The organism is Rhizobium sp. CB3060, from assembly GCF_025200735.1.
In the GTDB taxonomy this organism is placed as follows: Bacteria; Pseudomonadota; Alphaproteobacteria; order Rhizobiales; family Rhizobiaceae; genus Rhizobium.
In genome coordinates this window covers 3,743,165-3,766,279 of record NZ_CP104158.1, presented here as the reverse complement: position 1 = coordinate 3,766,279, position 23,115 = coordinate 3,743,165, and the positions used below count along the sequence as shown (strand labels likewise).

The 23,115-nt window shown below is 61.2% G+C and carries 25 protein-coding genes and 1 other RNA gene; 17 read left to right on the top strand and 9 right to left on the bottom strand.

Annotated features, from left to right (window positions below; all coding sequences use genetic code 11):
- The first annotated feature begins 197 nt into the window (after nt 1–197).
- Nucleotides 198–1,142: an AEC family transporter gene (locus N2601_RS18080; protein WP_104824933.1), complete on the top strand. Its 945-nt coding sequence runs from the start codon at nt 198–200 to the stop codon at nt 1,140–1,142.
- 206 nt (nt 1,143–1,348) lie between these two features.
- Entirely contained in the window at nt 1,349–2,512 is a 1,164-nt protein-coding gene (locus N2601_RS18075; protein WP_104821543.1) for a patatin-like phospholipase family protein, read from the top strand.
- A gap of 69 nt (nt 2,513–2,581) precedes the next feature.
- Here the strand turns inward: N2601_RS18075 and N2601_RS18070 are convergent, their stop codons facing one another.
- On the bottom strand, nt 2,582–3,163 hold the full coding sequence (locus tag N2601_RS18070) for a c-type cytochrome (protein ID WP_104821542.1): 582 nt from the start codon (nt 3,161–3,163) through the stop codon (nt 2,582–2,584).
- A 151-nt stretch (nt 3,164–3,314) separates the two neighbouring features.
- Between N2601_RS18070 and N2601_RS18065 the strand changes: the two genes are divergently transcribed.
- Complete coding sequence (locus N2601_RS18065; protein ID WP_104821541.1) at nt 3,315–4,070, top strand: 3-deoxy-manno-octulosonate cytidylyltransferase; 756 nt, start codon at nt 3,315–3,317, stop codon at nt 4,068–4,070.
- Nucleotides 4,071–4,094: 24 nt separating this feature from the next.
- The gene (locus N2601_RS18060; RefSeq protein ID WP_104821540.1) at nt 4,095–4,949 is read left to right on the top strand and encodes a prephenate dehydratase; all 855 of its coding nucleotides are present in this window, start codon (nt 4,095–4,097) and stop codon (nt 4,947–4,949) included.
- Nucleotides 4,950–5,155: 206 nt separating this feature from the next.
- Here the strand turns inward: N2601_RS18060 and N2601_RS18055 are convergent, their stop codons facing one another.
- From N2601_RS18055 to N2601_RS18030, 6 genes are all read right to left on the bottom strand, one after another.
- Entirely contained in the window at nt 5,156–5,554 is a 399-nt protein-coding gene (locus tag N2601_RS18055; protein WP_104821539.1) for a VOC family protein, read from the bottom strand.
- 171 nt (nt 5,555–5,725) lie between these two features.
- Complete coding sequence (locus N2601_RS18050; protein WP_104821538.1) at nt 5,726–6,094, bottom strand: VOC family protein; 369 nt, start codon at nt 6,092–6,094, stop codon at nt 5,726–5,728.
- A 210-nt stretch (nt 6,095–6,304) separates the two neighbouring features.
- A complete protein-coding gene (locus N2601_RS18045) occupies nt 6,305–6,541 on the bottom strand; it encodes a hypothetical protein (protein WP_104821537.1) in 237 nt (78 codons plus the stop codon).
- Between the two features lie 84 nt (nt 6,542–6,625).
- Entirely contained in the window at nt 6,626–7,312 is a 687-nt protein-coding gene (locus tag N2601_RS18040) for a helix-turn-helix transcriptional regulator (RefSeq protein ID WP_104821536.1), read from the bottom strand.
- Nucleotides 7,313–7,321: 9 nt separating this feature from the next.
- Nucleotides 7,322–8,281 carry an NAD(+) diphosphatase gene (nudC, locus tag N2601_RS18035; protein ID WP_104821535.1) on the bottom strand — a complete coding sequence of 320 codons (960 nt, stop codon included), beginning with the start codon at nt 8,279–8,281 and terminating at the stop codon, nt 7,322–7,324.
- On the bottom strand, nt 8,278–8,688 hold the full coding sequence (locus N2601_RS18030) for an HIT family protein (protein ID WP_104821534.1): 411 nt from the start codon (nt 8,686–8,688) through the stop codon (nt 8,278–8,280). Before N2601_RS18030 ends, nudC begins: the two co-directional genes overlap by 4 nt.
- Before the next feature lie 91 nt (nt 8,689–8,779).
- Here N2601_RS18030 and ffs point away from each other — a divergent pair.
- From ffs to N2601_RS18015, 3 genes are all read left to right on the top strand, one after another.
- Nucleotides 8,780–8,876: signal recognition particle sRNA small type (ffs, locus tag N2601_RS18025), an RNA gene on the top strand.
- Between the two features lie 47 nt (nt 8,877–8,923).
- On the top strand, nt 8,924–10,810 hold the full coding sequence (locus tag N2601_RS18020) for a DNA polymerase III subunit gamma/tau (protein WP_104821533.1): 1,887 nt from the start codon (nt 8,924–8,926) through the stop codon (nt 10,808–10,810).
- A 111-nt stretch (nt 10,811–10,921) separates the two neighbouring features.
- Nucleotides 10,922–11,245, top strand: a complete 324-nt coding sequence (locus tag N2601_RS18015; RefSeq protein ID WP_104821532.1) for a YbaB/EbfC family nucleoid-associated protein — start codon at nt 10,922–10,924, stop codon at nt 11,243–11,245.
- Between the two features lie 21 nt (nt 11,246–11,266).
- Here N2601_RS18015 and N2601_RS18010 read toward each other — a convergent pair whose 3' ends face one another.
- The gene (locus tag N2601_RS18010) at nt 11,267–11,743 is read right to left on the bottom strand and encodes an Lrp/AsnC family transcriptional regulator (RefSeq protein WP_104821531.1); all 477 of its coding nucleotides are present in this window, start codon (nt 11,741–11,743) and stop codon (nt 11,267–11,269) included.
- 111 nt (nt 11,744–11,854) lie between these two features.
- Between N2601_RS18010 and N2601_RS18005 the strand changes: the two genes are divergently transcribed.
- Nucleotides 11,855–12,391 (top strand): RBBP9/YdeN family alpha/beta hydrolase, encoded by a 537-nt coding sequence (locus tag N2601_RS18005; protein WP_104821530.1) that lies wholly within the window; start codon nt 11,855–11,857, stop codon nt 12,389–12,391.
- Nucleotides 12,392–12,491: 100 nt separating this feature from the next.
- Here the strand turns inward: N2601_RS18005 and N2601_RS18000 are convergent, their stop codons facing one another.
- Nucleotides 12,492–13,109 carry an MOSC domain-containing protein gene (locus tag N2601_RS18000; RefSeq protein WP_245463913.1) on the bottom strand — a complete coding sequence of 206 codons (618 nt, stop codon included), beginning with the start codon at nt 13,107–13,109 and terminating at the stop codon, nt 12,492–12,494.
- 57 nt (nt 13,110–13,166) lie between these two features.
- Here N2601_RS18000 and recR point away from each other — a divergent pair, with 57 nt between their 5' ends.
- The 9 genes from recR (at nt 13,167) to rbfA (ending at nt 23,106) form a co-directional block, all read left to right on the top strand.
- Entirely contained in the window at nt 13,167–13,772 is a 606-nt protein-coding gene (recR, locus tag N2601_RS17995) for a recombination mediator RecR (protein ID WP_104821528.1), read from the top strand.
- A gap of 14 nt (nt 13,773–13,786) precedes the next feature.
- Nucleotides 13,787–15,043 (top strand): lytic murein transglycosylase, encoded by a 1,257-nt coding sequence (locus N2601_RS17990; protein WP_104821527.1) that lies wholly within the window; start codon nt 13,787–13,789, stop codon nt 15,041–15,043.
- 257 nt (nt 15,044–15,300) lie between these two features.
- Nucleotides 15,301–15,570 (top strand): antibiotic biosynthesis monooxygenase, encoded by a 270-nt coding sequence (locus N2601_RS17985; RefSeq protein ID WP_104821526.1) that lies wholly within the window; start codon nt 15,301–15,303, stop codon nt 15,568–15,570.
- A 498-nt stretch (nt 15,571–16,068) separates the two neighbouring features.
- Nucleotides 16,069–16,674: a ribosome maturation factor RimP gene (rimP, locus tag N2601_RS17980; RefSeq protein ID WP_104821524.1), complete on the top strand. Its 606-nt coding sequence runs from the start codon at nt 16,069–16,071 to the stop codon at nt 16,672–16,674.
- A 61-nt stretch (nt 16,675–16,735) separates the two neighbouring features.
- Nucleotides 16,736–18,340, top strand: a complete 1,605-nt coding sequence (nusA, locus tag N2601_RS17975) for a transcription termination factor NusA (protein WP_104821523.1) — start codon at nt 16,736–16,738, stop codon at nt 18,338–18,340.
- Complete coding sequence (locus tag N2601_RS17970) at nt 18,337–19,029, top strand: RNA-binding protein (protein WP_104821522.1); 693 nt, start codon at nt 18,337–18,339, stop codon at nt 19,027–19,029. The genes nusA and N2601_RS17970 overlap by 4 nt, the downstream gene beginning before the upstream one ends.
- 101 nt (nt 19,030–19,130) lie before the next feature.
- Nucleotides 19,131–21,872, top strand: coding sequence for a translation initiation factor IF-2 (gene infB, locus N2601_RS17965; protein WP_104821521.1), 2,742 nt, complete (start codon nt 19,131–19,133; stop codon nt 21,870–21,872).
- A gap of 149 nt (nt 21,873–22,021) precedes the next feature.
- The gene (locus N2601_RS17960) at nt 22,022–22,630 is read left to right on the top strand and encodes a hypothetical protein (RefSeq protein WP_104821520.1); all 609 of its coding nucleotides are present in this window, start codon (nt 22,022–22,024) and stop codon (nt 22,628–22,630) included.
- 68 nt (nt 22,631–22,698) lie between these two features.
- Complete coding sequence (gene rbfA, locus N2601_RS17955) at nt 22,699–23,106, top strand: 30S ribosome-binding factor RbfA (RefSeq protein ID WP_104821519.1); 408 nt, start codon at nt 22,699–22,701, stop codon at nt 23,104–23,106.
- Nucleotides 23,107–23,115 lie beyond the last annotated feature (9 nt).

The window sequence follows — 23,115 nt, the reverse complement described above, 5'->3', positions numbered from 1 at the left end:
CGCCTCACCGGTACGCGCGCCGACCACGGATGAACTGGCGGCCTGTGCACCGGGAGGACTCCGGCGGGGCCGGATGCGGGAAAGCGGGCGTGGCCCGCTTTTTTTATTTCCGACCGCTTTTCGGCTTCTCACGTTGCTGCAAGCTGCTACAACTCTGGGATCAAGTCCCAAGATCCCGCCACAGCTCGCTCGCCGGCATGTCCGAAATCTTTTCCGATGTTCTGCCGATTTTCCTGCTGATCCTCGTCGGCTGGTTGATCGTGCGTGCCGGAATATTGACGGCCAGCGTCGGCGAAGCGATGAGCGAGTTCGTCTTCAAGATTGCCGTGCCGCTGCTGCTTTTCCAGACCATTGCTGGCGCGCATTTCCACGGGGCTTCGCCATTCCGATTGTGGATCGCCTATTTTGCCGGCGTCGCGGTCGCCTGGACAGCCGGCCATCTGGCGGCGACGCGCCTATTCGGGCGGGATGCGCGGATCGGGGTGCTCGCCGGTGTGTCGTCGGCTTTCGCCAACAATACCTTCATCGGCCTGCCGCTTGTGAGCCGTGTGGTCGGTCCCGATGGCATCGTGGCGCTATCGATCCTGATCGCTGTGCATCTGCCTGTCATGATGATCGCCGGTACGATGCTGATGGAGCAGGCTGAGCGCAAGGCGAATGGCGGCAGCGGGCGGAGCACAGGCGAGCTACTGCATCAGGTAGGCAGAAACCTTGTCCGCAATCCGCTGGTCATCGGACTTGTCGCCGGCCTCGTCGTGCACCTCATCGGTATTCCCCTGCCGGCAACGCTCGGCAGCGTCGTCGACAGCATCGCCAACACGGCAGGCCCGGCGGCGCTGATTTCGCTTGGCATGGCGCTGCGGCAATATGGTCTTTCCGGCAATCTCGGAATCGCCAGCGTTACCTCGGCGTTCAAGCTTCTGTTGCTGCCGGCCTGCGTGCTTTCGGCCGGCTATCTTCTTGGCCTTAGCTCGCAATGGCGTGAGGCGATCGTCCTCACCGCCGCAGTTCCCACAGGTGTGAACGCCTGGCTGATTGCCAATCGCTTTGGCGTCGGTCACAGTCTCGCGGCCTCGACGATTACGCTGACAACGGCGCTCGGCGTACTTTCAGTGTCACTTTGGGCCTATATGCTCGGCTAGCGACGCGAGCGGCCCGTGTGGATTCCTGTCATCGCGCGGCGCTCCAAGGTGATCTTAGAAAGGTGCAGGCGGCTTTGCGTGAGCTCACCGCCGGTTGAACACTGCGACAATATATCTCCGCCTTCGGAGAAGCAGGCAGGAAAATGGTCATATATTCGCGCACCGCCGCCTTTAACTAAGGGTGGAGCGCAACAAAGGATGGAACCATGAATATTGCAGCTCCACTCACCACCACCAATCCCGCTTCGGCCTATGCGCAGAAGGTCTTCGTCCTGCAGGGCGGCGGTGCGCTCGGCTCCTATCAGGCGGGCGCCTTCGAAGCATTGAGGGAAGCCAATATCGAGCCGGACTGGATCGCCGGGATCTCGATCGGTGCCATCAACGCCTCGATCATGGCGGGCAACGTGCCGGGCCAGCGGCTGGAAAAACTGCGCTCCTTTTGGAACAAGGTCAGCGTGCAATTGCCGGTCGACGTGCTGATGGAGCGCCAACGCGAGACCAGTCGGTTCTACCGCACGGTCAGCAGTTGGTGGGTATCGACCTTCGGCGTGCCCGGTTTCTTTTCGCCCTGGCAGATCCCATCCTGGTTCCAGCCGCGGGGCTCAGCGGGTGCGACCAGTATCTACGACACCGCGCAATTGCGTCAGACCCTGCTCGACCATGTCGATTTCGACCGCATCAATCATGGCCCGGTGCGACTGAGCCTCGGCGCCGTCAATGTCAGAACCGGCAATTTCGCCTTTTTCGACAATAAGGACATCAAAATCAAACCCGAGCACGTCATGGCGAGCGGCGCACTGCCACCCGGCTTTCCGGCGATCAAGATCGGCAATGAATATTACTGGGACGGCGGCCTGGTCTCGAACACGCCGCTGAGTTACGTGCTGAGGAACGCCGCCGAAGTCGACACGGTCGTCTTCCAGGTCGATCTCTTCAGTGCTACCGGCCTGTTGCCGCAGGACCTCGAAGAAGTGGAGGAGCGGCGCAAGGATATCAGCTATTCCAGCCGCACCCGGCTCAACACCGACCTCTTTCTCGAGCGCCACCGTCTGCGCCGTACCATATCGGAGCTTTATGCGCGCCTGCCGGAAGAGGCCAAGGCCGACCCGGAGATCCAGAAGCTGAAGCAACATTGCTGCGATCACAGCGTCACGATCATCCACCTGATCTACCGCAACAAGCAGTTCCGCGCCCATTCGAAGGACTACGAATTTTCGGCGCTGTCGATGCACGAGCATTGGCAAGCCGGCCTGCACGACGCCCGCAAGGCCCTGATCTCGGAAGATTGGCGCGTGCCGCCCGGCGCCGAGGACGGGCTCAAGGTCTACGACCTGGATCAAAAGATGCGGACGCGCAAGCACGCCGTCTGAGCGACTGACCGGCATGCAAAAGCCCGGCCGAGACGACCGGGCTTTTGGCAATCGTTCGCTTGAGGCAGCTTAGTTCGTCGCCGCGGGAGCGTTCGCGTCAGGCAGCGGCTGAGGCGTGTCGGCCAGCGTGCGCAGATAGGCGATGACATTGGCACGATCTTCCTCCTTCGGCAGGCCGGCAAAGCCCATCGCCGTCCCGGCGATGAATTTCTTCGGCGCTTCGAGGAAGTGGTAGAGATGATCGTAGGTCCACTTTTCGCTGCTGCCCTTGGAAAAATCCTTCATGGCGGAGGAATAGGCAAAACCTTCGTGCGAGGCGATCGGACGATCGACCACACCCCAGAGATCCGGACCGACCTTGTTCGGCCCGCCCTTGGTGCCGTCATGACAGGCCTGACACTTCTTGAAGATCGATTCGCCGGCCTTCGCGTCGGCCTTTTGCAGCAATTGCGCGATCGGCGTTTCCTGCTTGGCGGCGGCTCCCTTGCCGCCGGCGCCGGCAGACGTTTCTTCAGCGGCGATAATTGCGAAGCCCGGCTTTTCCGGCGTTTCTGAATGGAAAATAAATCCCGACGCGAGCGACACGGACTTCAGCACAAAAAGTGTGGCCAGAAGTGCCCCGACACCCATGTTCACGTAGGATGAATTCATCTGCTATGCTCCCCTCGCCTCCGGCAGCGGCTGCCGGCCCATCTTGAATTCGCGCGAAACCTATGTCTTTTGGCAGTTTCTTGCAACTCTCTAAACGGTCTCCACCGTGAGACTTTTTGACACTTTTCCGGCAGGAATAGAAGGCCCAACAATGACAGATCCCAACTTAGACAAGACGCTGGTGCTCATTCCGGCCCGGATGGCCTCCACCCGCCTGCCGGGCAAGCCGCTCGCCGATATTTGCGGCCTGCCCATGATCGTACAGGTTGCCAAACGGGCGCGCGAGGCGGCGATCGGTCGCATCGTCGTCGCCGTCGACCACGAGGACACCTTTGCCGCCGTTGCGAATGCCGGCTTCGAAGTCGTCATGACGCGCAAGGATCACCAATCCGGCTCGGACCGGATCTATGAGGCCCTGCAGGCCGTGGATCCCGAGGGTCATGCCGAGATCATCGTCAACGTCCAGGGCGATCTGCCGACCGTCGATCCCGAAACCATCCGCGCGTCGCTGCGCCCGCTGGAAGACCCGGCCGTCGATATCGCCACGCTGACCGTCGAGATCAAAGACGAGGAAGAAAAGAAGCTGCCGAGTGTCGTCAAGGTTGTCGGCTCGCCCGTTTCGGACAGCCGTCTGCGCGCACTTTACTTCACTCGCGCCACCGCTCCCTACGGCAACGGGCCGCTTTATCATCACATTGGCCTCTACACCTATCGCCGCGCCGCGCTGGAAAAATTCGTCAGCCTCGGCCCTTCGACGCTGGAAAAACGCGAATCACTGGAGCAATTGCGGGCGCTGGAAGCCGGCATGCGCATCGATGTCGAGATCGTTGACACAATACCGCTCGGTGTCGATACTCCCGCCGACCTCGAAAAGGCCCGCCGTATCCTTTCCGGCGCCTCTCTCTGACGGAATTTCCCCAAAGGCAGTCCAATGATCACCAAGACCAACAAGATCTCTTTCCAGGGCGACTACGGCGCCAATTCCGACATGGCCTCCCGTGACATGTTCCCGACGATGGAGCCGCTGCCTTGCCAGACCTTCGAGGACGCCTTCACCGCCGTCGACAATGGCGAAGCCGATCTCGGCATGATCCCGATCGAAAACACGATCGCCGGCCGGGTCGCCGATATCCATCATCTGCTGCCGGAATCGCGGCTGCATATCGTCGGCGAATATTTCATGCCGATCCATTTCCAGCTCATGGTGCTGCCAGGTGTGAAGAAGGAAGAAATCCGGACGGTGCACAGCCACATCCATGCGCTTGGCCAGTGCCGCAAGATAGTGCGCGCCAATGGCTGGAAGCCGATCATCGCCGGCGATACGGCGGGGGCGGCCAAGCTCGTGCAGGAAACCGGCGACCGCACCATGGCCGCCCTTGCGCCGCGGCTGGCGGCCGACCTCTATGGGCTGGAAATCGTTGCGGAAAATGTCGAGGATACCGAGAGCAACGTCACGCGCTTCGTCATCCTGTCGCGTGACGAAAACTGGGCGCAGCGCAGCTCGACCGAGGAAAAGATCGTCACCACCTTCGTCTTCAACGTGCGCAACATTCCGGCTGCGCTCTACAAGGCCTTGGGCGGCTTTGCCACCAACGGTATCAACATGACCAAGCTCGAAAGCTATCAGCTCGGCGGCCGTTTTGTAGCGACGCAGTTCTATGCCGATATCGAGGGCCATCCGTCCGATGCCCATGTGCGCCGCGCGCTGGAGGAATTGCGGTTCTTCTCCGAGAAGGTCCGTATTCTGGGCGTTTACAAGGGGCATCCGATGCGGGGCGATCTCTAAGTCTGATCCTTTAAGTTTAATGGCGTCGGAGGCCGCCTCGTCCTTCGAGGCTTCGCTCTTCGAGCTCCGCACCTCAGGATGAGGCGGGGGAGAATTTCGCTATTGACCCAAAGGGTTAGCCCTCATGGTGAGGTGCGAAGGCCGCCGGGCTGCAGCCTCGAACCGCGAGGGCGGGTTGCGGTACCCTTATGGTTGCCATCGAGCGGCTATTCCGCAGCCTTGGTGACGACCTCGATACGGTGCCCATCCGGATCGATGACAAAGGCTGCAAAATAATTCGGCCCGTAATGAGGCCGAAGACCAGGCGGCCCGTTGTCCTTTCCGCCATGGGCGAGCGCTGCTTTGTGAAAGGAGACGATGGCATCACGGCTTGGCGCGACAAAGGCGAGATGGAAGCCCGGACCTGGCGCGTGGGCTTCCTTGCCACGCAATTTGATGGCGAACTTATCGCCCCCACCCGGCGGGCCGTATCCGATCGCCTGGTTGGGATCGCCGGGGTTCAAGTCTTCCCAAACCCTGACATAGCCGAGCGGTGCGAAGGCGGCGTCGTAAAAGGTGGCGGCTCTCTCGATATCTGAGACGCCGAATGAAATATGATGCAGCAATTGTTCCTCGCATTGCTCTGAATTTATCGATCAGTCTCTTCTGCGAATGCACCTCACCATGACGTGGACCATGTTCCGTGGCGGAGCATACAGGATCAGCCCTCATGGTGAGGTGCGAAAGCCCAAAGGGCTGCAGCCTCGAACCACGAGGGCGGGTGACCTGGTCGCAATTCACTTATCCGGCTCACAAACCCTGAGACGATGACCGTCGGGATCCAGCACGACGAAGGTCGGGCCGAAATCCATGGTCGTCAGTTCCTGCGCAATCGGCAGGCCGCGGGCTTTCCAGTCCTGGTAATGTTCCGCGACCGCGCCTTCGCCTTCGACCATGAAGGCGAGTTCACCGCGATTGCCGATGGCCGAGGGCTGCGGCTCGACGTTGCTGCGGCGCCAGAGGCCGAGGGTGAAACCATTGTCGAGCGGGAAGGCAGCGAAATTCGGCGCGGCAACGGCGGGCTCGCGGCCGAGCAGGTCGCGATAGAAAGGCACGCTTTCGGCCGGGTCCTTAACGTAGAAGATGATGAGATTCGGGCTTGTCATTTGGATATTCCTCTCGTTTTACGGGGATATAAGGGCATGAAAGATGCAGTCCGGCAGGCGAGGCGGAGCCTGCCGGGTGATGGATTTGTCAGCGGATTGGATGTTTATGGGGATGCGCTTTTAGAGCGTATCGCGATCTGCCAGAGTCGCTTTCTCGGGCTTTAAACTCTTGATTTTACGAATGTCTTTATCGCCCAAATCGCTTCGGCCTTAGTGCATCCGTTCTTCCTCACGGTATGGCGCGTGGCCGTCCAGAAAGCCCAGATCGCGCTTGACCAAATCAGACGCTCCCTCGAGATCGAGGTGATTTCGGCTGCCGGCAAAATAGCCCAGTGCAACCCGCAAGAAGCGGGCGGGCCATGTCGGCACAGAGAAATCTTTGCCTTTGCGCGCCTCGATGACGCCGCGATGCGTTTGTTTCGTGACGATGAAAGCGTGGCTTGCCATGATCGGTCCTCCTTCCTGCTTGGGATGGTGCCCATCATAGTCGTACCTACTGACAGTTTCTGGCAGTAGCGTTGCTCTTGAGGATCAATCGTGAAGCATGCCCTCCCGGGCATTCCATTCCCTCGCCAGCGTAACACGGCGTCGCGGGTAGCGTGCGTCCAGCACCGCAAAATCGACGATGCGGTCGGCGCGGAAATGACGAAAATCCTGGCGCAGCTCGCACCAGGCCATGATGATGCGCGCATTATCGAAATAGCCGAGCGCGAAGGGCCAGATGCGCCGGGTCGAGATAGCGCCGTTGACGTCGCCATAGGTCAATTGCACCATGCGTTCGCCGCGGATCGCCTTGCGCATCAGGGAAAGATCAGCCTTATCCTCCGTTATGCGGCGCGTTGCGACGACCACCGCCGCCTGATCGACCGCCTCGCGCATTTCGGCGGGCAGCACCGCAGCGATCTTGGCAAGAGCATCGGCGCCGGCGGCGGCCAATCGCGAATCGGTTGCGCGTGCGACCCATCTCGATCCCAGCACCAGCGCCTCGATCTCATCCTGCGAAAACATCATCGGCGGCAGCATGAAGCCGGGCTTCAGAACATAGCCGATGCCAGGCTCGCCTTCGATCATGGCACCCTGCGTCTGCAGGCTGGCGATATCGCGATAGAGCGTGCGCAGGCTGACGCCAGTCTCGTCGGCAAGGGTCGCGCCGCTGACCGGACGTCGGTAGCGCCTGAGCGTCTGCAATAGGGTCAGCAGCCGTTCCGAGCGCGCCATGACGAGCGCCTATCGCTTCCATTCCACCCAGTCGCGCATCAGGCGATGGGCGATGGCGCCCTTGGGTGGCGAGGTGTTACCGGAGGCCGAGACGCGATCGAGCATGGCAAGCGTCTCTTCCGGTGTGAACCAGCGGCAGTCATCGAGCTCGGCGGTGTCCATATGGATCTCCCTCGACTTCGCCTCGGCATAGCAGCCGATCATCAGGGAGTGCGGCATCGGCCAGGGTTGCGAGGCATGGTAGCGCACACGGCCAATGCGGATGCCAGACTCCTCATGCGTCTCGCGACGCACGGCATTTTCGATGGTTTCGCCCGGTTCGACAAAACCGGCGAGACAGGAATACATGCCGGGTGCGAAATGATGGCTGCGGCCGAGCAGGCAGAGATTTTTCTCCTCGTCGATCGTCAGCATGATGACGACCGGATCGGTGCGCGGAAAGATCATGTGTTCGCAGGCCGTGCAGACGCGCTTGTAGCCGCCGATTCGGCTTTCCATGACCGAGCCGCATCGGCCGCAGAACCGATTGTCGTGGTTCCAGCGGATAAGGCTCATGCCCTGCGCCGCTTCGCCGAGAATTTCACCTTCGAGCAGGAGATCGCGCCAAAGCGAGCGCATGTCGGCGGGCTTGTAGTGGCTGGCGAGATCGTCGGCATTGATGCGCACCGGCACGGCCAGTCGCGGTTCGCCGGTCTTGCGGTAACCGAGCAGCACCGCCGCCTCCCAGTCGGGATCGAGTTCCTGCAGTTCGTAGCGCGCAAACAGCGGATCGAGCACCTGGCCGTCATGTTTCAGGACCAGCCTGTCCCTGGCGAAAGCAAGGATATGCGTGCCGTCCTTGGAAAGAGCTCGCTCGACCGATTCCTCGTCGCGGTGCTCGGCGTCCCGGTTAAGCTGGTTTTCCGCAAAGGCGGTGAGGCTGCTGGCTTCCGGGTGGGGGGCATCCGTAGAGAAGATGGAATGGTTCATTGTGAAAGCGTTTCCCGCAACTTGGCTATGAAGCTGTTCATATCTTCGTCCGCATAGGGTTCCGCTTTGCCGTAGCCCCAGATCGGGCCGGGCCAGTTCGTGTCCCCTTCGAACCGCGCAATGACATGAACATGAAGCTGACGGACGATATTTCCAAGGGCCCCGATGTTGATTTTTGTCGCTCCGGTCACCGCCTTCAAGGCGGCTGCGACCTTATTCGTCTCGAAGGTCAACAGCACCTGGTCGAGCGGTGTCAGCTCGAATATTTCCGACATGCCGGGCCGACGGGGCACCAGCAACAGCCATGGCCAGCGGCGATCCTTCATCAGCCGCACGTCGCAAAGGCCGGTAATGGCGACGGAAACGCTGTCATTCGCCAGACGATTGTCGAGCGCAAAATCCTGCAATGGGTTGTCCTCCAGTGTTTTATCAAATGTTTAGCAGTTTTTTTTGACCTTGGCTTGCTTTTGATGCCGATATTGCCGATATGTGCATCCGGGAGGTTGGTGGTGGACGAGCCACTCGCCAACCGGGTCAGGTCCGGAAGGAAGCAGCCCTAACGAGCCCGGCACGGGTCATCGTGCCAGCCTCCCACCCTTTCCGAAAGCAAGGCCCGGCTTTCTGCGGGCGACAAGCAGGGCGATGAGCGACACCGAGCGACAAGCAAAAGATGCCGCTTCGACCGGCACCGGTTACCGGGTTCTGGCTCGCAAATACCGGCCCAAGGATTTCACGGACCTAATGGTCGGCCAGGAGCCGATGGTTCGCACGCTGACCAATGCGTTCGAGACCGGCCGCGTTGCCCAGGCCTATATGCTGACCGGCGTGCGCGGCGTCGGCAAGACGACGACGGCCCGCATCCTGGCGCGCGCGCTCAACTACAAGACCGCCGAGATCGACCGCCCGACCATCGACCTGCGCGAGCCTGGCGAACATTGCCAGGCGATCATGGAAGGCCGGCATGTCGATGTCATCGAGATGGACGCCGCCTCACATACCGGTATCGACGATATCCGCGAGATCATCGAGCAGGTGCGCTACCGTCCGGTTTCGGCGCGCTACAAGGTCTATATCATCGACGAAGTGCATATGCTGTCGACGGCCGCCTTCAACGGGTTGCTGAAAACGCTGGAAGAGCCGCCGGAGCATGTGAAGTTCATCTTCGCCACCACCGAAATCCGCAAGGTGCCGATCACGGTGCTGTCGCGCTGCCAGCGCTTCGATCTGCGCCGCATCAGCGCTTCCGACCTAGTCGGCCTGTTCACCACCATCGCCGCGAAAGAAGGCATCGAGGCGGAGCCGGAAGCGCTCGCCATGATCGCCCGTGCCGCCGAAGGCTCGGCCCGCGATGGGCTGTCGCTGCTCGATCAGGCGATCGCCCATGGCAGCGGCGTGGTTGCAGCGGATGCCGTTCGCTCGATGCTGGGGCTCGCCGACCGCGCCCGCATCGTCGATCTCTTCCACCATGTCATCAAGGGCGATGTCGCCGCCGCATTGGCGGAATTCAACAGCCAGTACGAAGCCGGCGCCAATCCTGTCGTCGTGCTGACCGATCTTGCCGATTTCACCCATCTCGTCACCCGCCTGAAATATGTGCCCGATGCCGCCGACGATCCGTCGCTGAGCGAGGTCGAGCGCACCAAGGCGGCTGATTTCGCCCAGGGCGTGGCGGTTACCACGCTCTCTCGCTTCTGGCAGATGCTGCTGAAGGGCATACCGGAGACCGAAAGCGCAGCCCGCACGGCCGGTGCCGCCGAAATGGTGCTGATCCGCCTGGCGCATGCCGCCCATCTGCCGGCGCCGGAAGACGCAGCGCGGCGGCTTGCCGAATTTTCGGATGGCAATGGCGGCGGAACGCGTCCATCGCCCGTGCCATCTGCCGGCAACGGCATGGGAACGCCTGTCTCCTATCAGGGCAATGTCATGGCGCGCGCGGTGGAAACCGCACCATCACGGCCCGCCCCGTCGCCGGCTGCACCGGTCGCCATGCTGCGCTCGGTTCCGAATACGCAGCCACAGGCAAGTCCCGTGATCGGCCGTATCGAGCCAAAACCCGCCGAAGCGCCGAAGCCTTTGGTTCCCGTCAATTCGATGGCCGATATCGCCGAGCTCGCCGGCCAGAAGCGTGATCCGAAAGTAAAGGCGCTGGTGCGCAGCTTCGTTCGCCCGGTGCGGCTGGAGCCCGGCCGGCTCGATGTCAGCCTGGCGCCGGGTGCGCCGGGGACGCTGCTGAACGAGCTTGCCGTCAAGCTGAAGGAATGGACCGGCATCCACTGGATCGTCAGCCTCAGCCGCGACGAAGGCGAACCGACCCTGGTGGAGGCCGAGGCGAACGAGCAGCGGCAACGGGTCGCCGATGCCCGCCAGGACCCCGATGTGGCGGCGATCCTATCGCAATTTCCGGGCGCCAAGATCATCGACGTTCGCGTCCGCGCGCCTGACCCTGAGGAAGAAGAACAAACTGCCGCCCCGGCGACTGCCGAATCCGATGACGGCGATATTCTGCCGGGCGATGATATCGAATTCTAAGGGTATGATACCAAATCGAAGAGCCGTAGGATAAAAGCGTAAAGCGGTTTTCGACATAGATTGTAGCCAAAAATAACAAGACAAAGAGACGGAAGAGAAGGACCAGCAACGATGCGCGACATCATGGGCATGATGGGCAAAGTGAAGGAAATGCAGGCCAAGATGGAGAAGATGCAGGCGGAAATCGCCGACATCCGGGCCGAAGGCAAAGCCGGCGGCGGCCTCATCACCGTCACTGTGAACGGCAAGAGCCAGATGCTGGGCATCAAGATCGATCCGTCGCTCTTCAAGGAAGAAGACGTTGAAATCCTCGAGGACCTGATCGTCGCTGCAAACAAGGACGCCCAGGAAAAGGCCGAGGCGCTGGCCGCCGAAAAGACCCGCGAACTGACCGCCGGCCTGCCGATCCCGCCCGGGTTCAAGCTGCCTTTCTGAGAAGCGTTCGCTTCAACGCGGTCAACGCGCCATCGTCTTGCGGATGAGCTCGCGACCGATCGGTTTCGCCGGCTCGTTCCGCAATACCAGCGACGTGGTCACCGCGCCGTGGCGAGCAATGGAATCGACGATGGTTTCAAGGTCTGATGGTGTCGGCACCAGGACCTTGAGCAGGAAACAATCCTCGCCGGTCAGCCGCAGGACCTCGATGATCTGCGGCATCTCCGAAAACTGTTTCAAGCAGGGGCGTATGTGCTCATGGGTCGTGCGCAGCCGGACGACTGCCATCATACCGAGGCCGACGGCAGCGGGATCAATGACGGCGCGATAGCCGGCAATGATCCCGCGTTCCTCAAGCCTTTTCAGGCGTTCCGACGCGGCGGGCTGTGAAAGCCCTACCCGGCGGCCAAGTTCCGATACGGAAATTCGCCCATCCTCCTGCAGGATCTCGATCATCGACAAATCGGTCGGGTCTAGGTCTCTCTCGAAGCTATCCATTCTCGTGCCTTGAATTCATCGGCGGAAGCAAGTTTTACCCGATGGATTGCAATGTCAATTGCCAATGCGGCATGCCACCTTCCCTCCGTCAACACAGTACGAGAGGAAGACATGAGTGAGATCATTATCCTGCCCGGCCTTGGCGGCTCGGGGGAAGGCCACTGGCAGACCCTGTGGGAACGGCAGGACCCCGAGATGCGCCGCTTTCAGCCGACGAGCTGGGACAGGCCGGAATTGGCCGATTGGCTCGCCGCACTCGACTGGGAGATCCGCCGCTCCAGGACGCCGCCGATCCTCATCGCCCATAGCCTCGCCTGCCAGTTGGTCGCGCACTGGGCGGCATCTGCGCCTGCAGGCATCCTCGGCGCCTTCCTCGTCTCGGCGCCCGATCCCACGGGCGACGTCTATCTGACGGAAGCCCCCAGCTTCGCCAATCCGCCGCGCTTAAGACTGCCATTTCCGTCGCTTCTCATCGCAAGCACCAACGATCCCTTTGGTTCGTTCGACTATGCGACGGAAAGTGCTGCGGTCTGGGGCAGCGCATTGATCGATGTCGGCGCGCTCGGCCATATCAATGCGAATTCCGGAATTGGCGATTGGCCGGAAGGTCGGGCACTGTTCGAGCGTTTTCGCACCGGGCTTGTCTAAAGCGTATCGCGATCTCTAGGATTCGCTCCTCGCGCTTTAGGTCTTTGATTTTGCGCATGTCGTTATCGCAAAACCGCTGCGCATTTTTGCGCCACATGCTTTAGGAATCATCGTCGAGAAGCGCCCTGAGCTTGTAGTGAATGGGCGCGGAGAGATAACGCGTCCGATCCTCCGGGGACAATCGTCTACCGAAGGTCGCCATCATTTCCGGCATGGTGACCTTGGCGCCGGCATAGGGGACATAGGTCACCGGCGTCCCGGCGGTGGCCGTGCCGTTTTTGATGACGCGGCAATAGATGCCGGGACGGCCCGCTTGCGTATAGCGCTTGACGAATTTCGGATCACCCATCTTCGCCGCGAACGTCGCGCAGGGAATGCGGGCCGAGGTGACCTCCAGAACTAGATCGCCGGCTATGAATCTGTCGCCGACCGCGACCTCGCGGTTATCGAGCCCTTCGATGACGATATTTTCGCCGAACGCACCGGGTTCCAGCTTGCGCCCCAACTCGTTCGACCACCAATCCAGCGTCAGCGAACCTTCGACATACACGGCCTGATCGCGTCCGCCGTGATGTTCGCCATTGCAGACGGCATCGCCGATGATACCCTCGGCGTCGACCATGACCGTGCCGCCGACCGCATGCTTGTTAATTCCGGTCTTGTAGCTCTTGCCGGGCAGTGTTTCGGCGGTGCCGATGCAGACGGCCAGAATTTTCATAGGGCGTTCATCCCTTCCGCGATTCCGTTCCTTCAGCATATGAGCTAAAAGCCTCCCATGGCAAAGCGAGTCACCGGCCCCGAAATTGAAAAACTCATCCAGCTTCTGGCAAAAGTGCCGGGCCTCGGCCCACGCTCGGCACGGCGCGCCGCATTGCACCTGATCAAGAAGAAGGACCAGTTGCTCGGCCCGCTCTCCCATGCCATGGGCGATGCCTATGACAAGGTGAAGATTTGCTCGCGCTGCGGCAACGTCGATACTGTCGACCCCTGCACCGTCTGCACCGACGACCGGCGCGATCAGTCCGTCATCATCGTCGTCGAAGATGTCGCCGACCTCTGGGCACTGGAGCGCGCCGGCGCGATGAATGCCGCCTATCACGTTCTTGGCGGCGTGCTGTCGCCGCTCGATGGCGTCGGACCCGACGATCTCAACATTCGCGGGCTGATAGAGCGCGTCAACGAGGGCGGTGTCCGGGAGATCATCATCGCCGTCAACGCCACAGTCGAGGGGCAAACCACAGCACACTATATAACTGACCAGCTCGCCGGCCTGGAGGTGAAAATCACCCGCCTCGCCCATGGCGTACCGGTTGGCGGCGAGCTCGATTACCTCGACGAAGGCACGCTGACAGCGGCGCTGCGGGCGCGGACGACGATTTGAAGGAGAGACAGAGCATGAGGAGAGTGCACCCGGCGCGATATATTCTGCGCACGCTTATCGTCCTTTTTGCTCTTCTCCCCCTCCCCGCCCTCGCCGCCTCCAAAGCCGATGTCGAAGCCCAATTCGAGAGCTGGATCCAACAGAATCTCTGGCCGGAAGCAAAGAAGGACGGCATTTCCGAAAAAACCTTCAAGGCGGCTTTTTCCGGCGTGACGCTGAATTGGGACCTGCCGGATCTCGTCCCGCCGGGCTTCCCAAAGCCCAAGGAACAGCCACAGACGCAGGCGGAATTCTCCTCGCCTGCTCCCTATTTCAACGAGGCGCGGCTGCAGAAACTGGCGACGACCGGACGCAGCTTCGCTTCGCAATATGGCCCGACGCTGAAGAGGATCGAAAAGGTCTATGGCGTGCCCGGTCCGATCGTGCTGGCGATCTGGGGCCGCGAGACCGGCTTCGGAGCGGCGAAACTGCCGAATTCGGCGATCCAGGTGCTGGCGACCAAGGCCTTTATGTCGACGCGCAAGGAAATGTTCCGTACCGAGCTTATCGCAGCACTCGGCATTCTCGAGCATGGCGATGTCACGCCGGATCAGTTCATGGGCTCCTGGGCCGGCGCGCTCGGCCAACCGCAGTTCATGCCGACCAGCTACCTGAAATACGCTGTTGATTTCGACGGCGACGGCCATCGCAACATCTGGACGTCCGTGCCGGATACGCTCGCATCCATAGCCAACTATCTTGTGCAGAAGGGCTGGCAGCGCGGCCGCGGCTGGGGCTATGAAGTGACGATCCCGGAAAACGTGTCCTGCGCGCAGGAAGGGCCGGATCTTGCCAAGCCGATTTCACAATGGAACGCGCTCGGGATCACCAGGATCGCCGGCAAGGCTTTTCCGTCCGATGAGCTGCGCGCCAGCGGCATGATGCTGGTGCCGGCCGGCCGCGACGGACCGGAATTCATCGTCACGCCGAATTTCTACGTCATCAAGGAATACAATAATTCCGACCTCTACGGCCTCTATATCGGCAATCTCGCCGACCGCATTACCTACGGCTCCGGCGCGTTCCAGGGCAAATGGGGCGATGTCGGCAAGATGCTGCGCTCCGACGTCGCCGGCATGCAGATGACCCTGGAGCACAAGGGTTACGACGTCGGCGGCACCGACGGACTGCCGGGCTACAAGACCCGGCGGTCGATCGGCCAATGGCAGGAAAAAAGCGGCCGCAAGCCCACCTGCTATCCCGACAGCTCGATGCTCGGCGTGCTGAAATAAGCGGAATTTGGCGGCAGGTGCGACCTGCGGCAGCTTTTGAGTGCTTTCCGCAAGTGGTGTGGCTTTTCCGCTCTCGTCCCTCGCCGACAGGATTGTAAGAACTTACCTGACCCAGACGCAAGGTCCGCTTTGTCCGCGCTCTCAAGAAATCGCCAGAAGCGCGAGCGGCCAGATATTCCTCAAGCGCGAGAGTCTCTTCGGTGATATGCTGACACGCCAGACGTCCCAACGTGAAAATACAAAAGCGGGAGGATGAGATGACGACGCTGTTTGTAAGGCACGACGTTTCGGACTACGCGGCCTGGCGTAAAGTATACGATGAATTTCGGCCCGTACAGAAGGCAAACGGGGTTACAGCAGAGGCGGTCTTTCAAGCCACCGACAATCCCAACGACGTTACCGTCATCCATGAGTTTGCCACGATTGAAGCAGCTCAAGCCTTCGGTAAACTGGAAGAACTAAGGGCCGCGATGCGCCGGGGAGGCGTGTTGGGCGCACCGACGATTTGGTTCACCAACAAGGCCTGAAAACCGGTTGAGGTGACTTTCGCAGGGCATGGAGAGGCTTGGCTGCGGATCGTTTGAGGCGCCAGCGATGCGGTCGGCCGTGCAGCACTGCACCGTTGCGGGGGAAATGGCGACCAAAGTCAACCTTACCGGCGCGATCGCCAGCTTGGAAATCAAGTGCTGCCGCCCTTTACGCGGCGCGCTAGTGCTATGCGCGTTTACGGTCCACGACGGTTGTGCATCTCGCCTTACTACTGATGGCGCGCACTTGCGGATCATTGCGCCAAAGAATCAAGCCATGGCGTTATACGCTGGGTTCGGAAGGTTTCGCGGTATTTACTGGAGAATTCCGCAAATAACCGCGAAAGCCGGGTTTCGCTGCGAAGACCTTGCAATTTGACGGGAACGGGCTTATATCGGCATCAAATTCTTGATCGTGTGATGAAGAGTGGGCCGCAAGGACCCGCTCTTTTTTATTAGCTCGATCTCCAAATGCATGGACAATGCAGGAGTGAACGCTTGTCGGAAGAGACAAACGCAGACAATGTCAATGAACCGCGGCTGATCGTCGAAACCGGCCTTGACCAGCGCATCGCCGCCATCATCGAGCCCGTGCTCGTCGGCATGGGCTTCCGCCTAGTGCGCGCGCGCCTCCTCAATCAGAACGGCCTGACATTGCAGATCATGACCGAGCGCAACGACGGCACCATGACCGTCGAGGATTGCGAAGAGGTCTCGACGGCGATTTCGCCGGTGCTGGATGTGGAAGATCCGATCGATAAAGCGTATCATCTGGAAGTGTCTTCGCCCGGCATCGACCGCCCGATGGTGCGCAAGTCGGATTTCAGCCGCTGGATCGGCCATCTCATCAAGTGCGAGACCTCGATCCTGGTGGATAACCGCAAGCGGTTCCGTGGCAAGATCGCCGATGTCAGCGCCGATGGTTTTACGATCGAGCGCGACCAGGTTGCTTACGGCGAAGAGCCGAAGGTGACCATTCCGTTCAGCACGCTGGCCGACGCCAAGCTGATCCTGACGGACGATCTCATCCGCGATGCGCTGCGCGCCGACAAGCTGGCGAAAGCCGAGGCTGCGAACCAGAACGAAGCGGACGAAGAAGAATAACCGATCAACGAACCGCTCACGGGACGGGAACCCCAGGGCAGGAAGACGGAGACTAAAGACAATGGCAGTCAGTGCGAACCGGCTAGAACTTCTGCAGATCGCAGATGCAGTGGCGCGCGAAAAGGTCATCGACCGCGAGATCGTGCTTGCCGCAATGGCGGACGCGATTCAGAAGGCCGCGCGTTCGCGTTATGGCACGGAGTCGAACATCCGCGCCGACATCAACCCGAAGACCGGCGAAATCCGCCTGCAGCGCCTGCTCGAAGTCGTCGAAAAGGCCGAGGACTATTCCACGCAGATCCCGCTGGAACTGGCCCGCGACCGCAACCCCGACGCCGCCCTCGGCGACTTCATCGCCGATCCGCTGCCGCCGATGGATTTCGGCCGCATTGCCGCGCAGTCGGCCAAGCAGGTCATCGTGCAGAAGGTGCGCGAAGCCGAGCGTGACCGCCAGTTCGACGAATTCAAGGATCGCGTCGGCGAAATCGTCAACGGCACCGTCAAGCGCGTCGAATACGGCAACGTCATCGTCGACCTCGGCCGCGGCGAAGGCATCATCCGCCGCGACGAAATGATCCCGCGCGAAAACTTCCGCTATGGCGACCGCGTTCGCGCCTATGTCTACGACGTCCGCCGCGAACAGCGCGGCCCACAGATCTTCCTGTCGCGCACGCATCCGCAGTTCATGGTCAAGCTCTTCACCATGGAAGTGCCGGAAATCTACGACGGCATCATCCAGGTGAAGTCGGTTGCCCGCGATCCGGGCTCGCGCGCCAAGATCGCCGTCATTTCGAACGACTCGTCGATCGATCCGGTCGGCGCCTGCGTTGGTATGCGTGGTTCGCGCGTCCAGGCCGTGGTTGGCGAACTGCAGGGCGAAAAGATCGACATCATTCCCTGGTCCAACGAACCGGCCAACTTCGTCGTCAACGCGCTGCAGCCGGCCGAAGTCGCCAAGGTCGTTCTCGATGAGGACGCCGAGCGCATCGAAGTCGTGGTTCCGGACGAGCAGCTTTCGCTCGCCATCGGCCGCCGCGGCCAGAACGTCCGCCTCGCTTCGCAGCTCACCGGCTGGGACATCGACATCATGACGGAAGCCGAGGAATCGGAACGCCGTCAGAAGGAATTCAACGAGCGCACCAACCTGTTCATGGATGCACTCGACGTTGACGAAATGGTCGGCCAGGTTCTGGCTTCGGAAGGCTTTGCCGCCGTCGAGGAACTGGCTTATGTCGATCTCGACGAAATTTCGTCCATCGACGGTTTCGACGAAGAGACCGCCCAGGAAATCCAGGATCGCGCCCGCGAATATCTGGAGCGCCTGGAAGCCGAAATGGACGAGAAGCGCAAGGCGCTCGGCGTTTCCGACGAGCTGCGCCAGATCAACGGCATGACCGCACAGATGATGGTCGCCCTCGGTGAGGACGGCATCAAGACGATCGAGGACTTCGCCGGCTGCGCCGCTGACGATCTCGTCGGCTGGACCGAGCGCAAGAACGGCGAAACGAAGAAGTTCGAAGGCCTGTTCTCCAAGCTCGAAGTGTCGCGCGTCGAAGCCGAGCAGATGGTCGTGCAGGCCCGTCTGCTGGCCGGTTGGATCACGGAAGCCGATCTCGCTGCCGAGGCCGAAGAGGCATCGGAGGACGAGGCCGAGCAGGAAGCATGATAAACGCAGATGGGCCGAAGGCTCCGCCGGAAGACGACGATCTCTCGGGCGACGGCACAAATGGCCGTATGTGCATCGTAACACGCGAAAGCGGATCGCCGGACGAGCTGATCCGCTTCGTGGCCGCTCCGGATGGGACCGTGGTTCCCGATCTGAAGCGGCAACTGCCGGGACGCGGATGCTGGGTCAAACTCGACCGGGCGCTGGTGGACAAGGCAGTGGCGAAGAAAATGTTCTCCCGCGCCCTGAAGGCGGAGGTGACGGCACCGAGCGATCTCGGCGCCACCGTCGACCGCCTTCTTGCGGCGCAACTTGCCGGGATGATGCACATGGCGCGCAAGGCGGGCCAGTTCGTAAGCGGCTCGTCGAAGGTTGATGGCGCCGTTCGCAACGGCTCGGCACGTGCCGTGTTCCATGCGATGGATGCCGCTGCCGACGGCGTTCGCAAGATCGACCAGGCACGCAAGGCCTGGCATCTTGGCATGGAGACTGAAGAAGAAATACCGTCATTCCGTGTCTTCACGGAGGCGGAAATGGAAGAACTGATGGGCCAGAACGCTTTTATCCATGCCGCAGCGCTTGCAGGGCAGGCAGGTGAGGGTGTAGTGAAGCGCGCAAACCTGCTCGAACGGTACCGCAACGGCGGTCAGTCCCGGGCAACGGGCGGCGCTGGCCGGCGAAAACAATGACGCGGTCACCGGCCGATGCCGGACGCCTCATTAAGGTACATGCATTGAACGACAGGGTGTGACGGACGATTCCGTACCCTGTCCGAAGGAACGGGAACGGAATGACCGACAATAAAGACGACAAGACGCTGAGTGTTTCGGGTAAGAAGACCCTCACCCTGAAGCCTTCAGGCGTGAACCAGGGGACCGTGCGCCAGGACATGGGCCGCGGTCGCACCAAGGCGGTCGTGGTCGAGACTCGCAAGCGTCGCCCGCTACGCCCTGAAGATGAAAAGCCAATGATCACCCCGACGACGACAACGGCCGCCGCAACGGCATCCGTGACGCGCGTCGCGGAACCGACACCGCAGCCGCCACGCCCGCCGCAGCCGGCTCCGCGCATTCATCAGCCGGGTGGCCAGCAGCAGCGGCCGCAGCAATCCAACCAGAACAACCAGCAGCGCCCGCAGCAGGATCGTTCGTCGCGTCCGGTGGTTCTGAACCATCTGTCGGCCGGCGAAATGGATGCGCGGCGCCGCGCACTGGCCGAAGCCCAGGCTCGCGATGCCGCCGATGCGGTCCGCCGTGCTGAGGAAGAGGCTCGCCGCCAGCAGGAAGAAGAAGCACGTCGCATCGCCGAACAGGCCGAAGCTGCCCGCCGCGCCGCCGAAGAGGCTGCCCGCGCCGCCGAAGCCAAGGTCGAGGCGCCCGCGCCGGTCGAAGCTAAGGTGGAAGCACCGAAGCCGGCGGTTCAGCCGGCCGCAGCCCCTGTCGTTGCTCGTCGCCCGGATGCGGCTCCCCAGGCTGCGCGCCCCGGCGCTGCTGCCACGGAAACACCGGTCAGCCGCCGCCGGGTCAATGAAGAGGAAGACGATCGCGGCCCGTCGCGTGGCGGCCCGGTACGCGGGAAGCTCGTGCGCCCTGAACCGGCAAAGCCTGTCACCACGCGTCCGAAGACCGACGATGACCGCCGCCGCGGCAAGCTGACGGTGACGACGGCCGATGTCGACGAAGACGGCAATGCCCGTGGCCGCTCGCTTTCGGCCATGCGCCGCCGCCAGGAAAAGTTCCGCCGCAGCCAGATGCAGGAAACGCGCGAGAAGATCTCGCGTGAAGTCGTGCTGCCGGAGACCATCACCATTCAGGAACTGTCGCAGCGCATGTCCGAACGCGCCGTCGACGTCATCAAGTTCCTGATGAAGGAAGGCCAGATGATGAAGCCGGGCGACGTTATCGACGCCGACCTGGCCGAGCTCATCGCCGGCGAATTCGGCCATACGGTCAAGCGCGTCTCGGAATCCGATATCGAACAGGGCATCTTCAATGTTGCCGACGAGGATGGCGAACTGATTTCCCGTCCTCCCGTCGTCACCATCATGGGCCACGTCGACCACGGCAAGACCTCGCTGCTCGACGCCATCCGCCACGCCAACGTGGTGGCCGGCGAAGCCGGTGGCATCACCCAGCATATCGGCGCCTATCAGGTCGAGCAGAACGGTCAGAAGATCACCTTCATCGACACCCCCGGCCACGCCGCCTTCACGGCAATGCGTGCCCGCGGTGCCCAGGCGACCGACATCGCCATCCTGGTGGTGGCAGCCGACGACAGCGTGATGCCGCAGACGATCGAATCGATCAACCACGCCAAAGCGGCGGGTGTTCCGATCATCGTGGCGATCAACAAGATCGACAAGCACGAAGCCAATCCGCAGAAGGTCCGCACGGAACTGCTGCAGCACGAAGTCTTCGTCGAATCCATGGGCGGTGAAGTGCTCGACGTGGAAGTTTCCGCGAAGAACCGCACCAACCTCGACAAGCTGCTGGAAGCCATCCTGCTGCAGGCAGAAATCCTTGATCTCAAGGCCAATCCGAACCGCACGGCGGAAGGCACCGTCATCGAAGCCCAGCTCGACCGTGGCCGCGGCTCCGTCGCCACCGTCCTCGTGCAGAAGGGCACGCTGCGTCCGGGCCAGATCGTCGTTGCCGGCGATCAGTGGGGCCGCGTACGCGCTCTGGTCAACGACAAGGGCGAGCATGTGAAGGAAGCAACGCCGGCAACGCCGGTCGAGGTTCTCGGTCTGTCGGGCACACCGGCGGCAGGCGACAAGTTCGCGGTCGTCGAAAGCGAAAGCCGCGCTCGCGAGATTTCCGAATACCGCCAGCGTCTGGCGCGCGACAAGGCGGCTGCCCGCCAGTCCGGTCAGCGCGGCTCGCTCGAACAGATGATGACCCAGCTCCAGGCTGTTGGCGTGAAGGAATTCCCGCTGGTCATCAAAGGCGACGTGCAGGGCTCGATCGAAGCAATCGCTGGCGCACTCGACAAGCTTGGCACCGACGAAGTTCGTGCCCGGATCGTCCATTCGGGCGCAGGCGGGATCACAGAGTCGGATGTGTCGTTGGCCGAAGCCTCCAATGCGGCGATCATCGGCTTTAACGTCCGCGCCAATGCGCAGGCACGTCAGTTCGCCGAACGTCAGGGTATCGAAATCCGCTACTACAACATCATCTACGATCTCGTCGATGACGTGAAGGCGGCGATGTCGGGCCTCCTGTCTCCGGAACGTCGCGAAACCTTCCTCGGCAATGCCGAGATCCTCGAGGTGTTCAACATCACGAAGGTCGGCAAGGTCGCGGGTTGCCGCGTCACCGAAGGCAAGGTCGAGCGTGGCGTCGGCGTTCGTCTGGTGCGCGACAACGTCGTCATCCACGAAGGCAAGCTCAAGACGCTCAAGCGCTTCAAGGACGAAGTCTCCGAAGTCAATGTCGGCCAGGAATGCGGTATGGCGTTCGAAAACTACGAAGACATTCGCGTTGGCGATACGATTGAATGCTTCCGCGTCGAGCATATTACCCGTACGCTCTAAGCAATCTTCGATTTGCCAGATATCAAAACCGCCGGCCGAAACCGGCGGTTTTTCTTTGAGGGCTAAGTCTTTTGTTTTAAACGACCTCGCAAGTAAAGCCGCTGTGCACCGTGCCTGGAACGAACCAAAGAACAGGAAGAAGCGTCGAGATGACGGCAATGCCTGAAAGCGATGACCGGATCGCTATATCCTTCGTCCGTCAGCCAAGCGATCATGTCGCCGTCATGCAGGAAACTGGACGCCGCTTTACCGCTCGCCGCGCTGTGAGCCGCTACGGCAAATTGGGCTGGGCCCTCTTGTTGGCGATCGGCTGCGGCGCTGGCGTGCCGGCGCTCTTCTATTTCCTGCGCAACGATCTTTTCATTCCTATTTTCGAGCTACCAGCGTCAATCGATACGGGCGACATCGCGTTTATCTGGTTGGTGCCGACCCTGATTCTCTATGTCGTCCTGGTCCCTTATTTCCGCTGGCTGGCAGCTCGACGCCTGGCAGCGATGCAATCGCGCATTCGCCCAAACATCACGATCACCGTAGTCATCACCCCTGAAGGCGCATCATGGAACACGCAGGCCTCATCGATGTGGCTTGCCTGGTCGGAGATCCAAGATATTGGGCGCCGAAACGACCGTATCGAATTCGACCTCGAATCCTTCGTCACCTATATCCCGGTATCCGCTTTTGCCGATCAGGCCGAACAGGACGCCGCTTTCGCAAGGATTCTCGGCTTCTGGCGGGCCGCAAACCCTGTCCAGCCTTGACCTTTGCGCCGGATCGAGTCATTTGACCCGCTTTATCGCGTCCAAGGGACGCTGCTAACGGAACAACCATGACCAGACCAACTTCTTCCGCGCCTTCGCAGCGCATGCTTCGCGTCGGCGAGCAGGTGCGCTCAGCGATCACGCAGGTTCTGCAGCGCGGCGAAGTGCGCGACGACCTGATCGAGCGCACCGTGATCTCCATTTCCGAAGTGCGGATGTCGCCGGATCTGAAGATCGCCACCGCCTTCGTGACCCCGCTCGGCGTCTCCGACCACGGCGCCGTCATCGAGGCGCTGAACCGCCACGCGAAATATATCCGCGGCCGTCTCGGCCCGCAGCTTCGCCAGATGAAGTACATGCCGGAAGTCCGCTTCCGCGATGATACGAGCTTCGACAATTACAAGAAGATCGACGAACTGCTGCGCTCGCCCGAGGTCAGCCGCGATCTCGAAGACGATAACGATCAAGATCAATAACAGAGACAG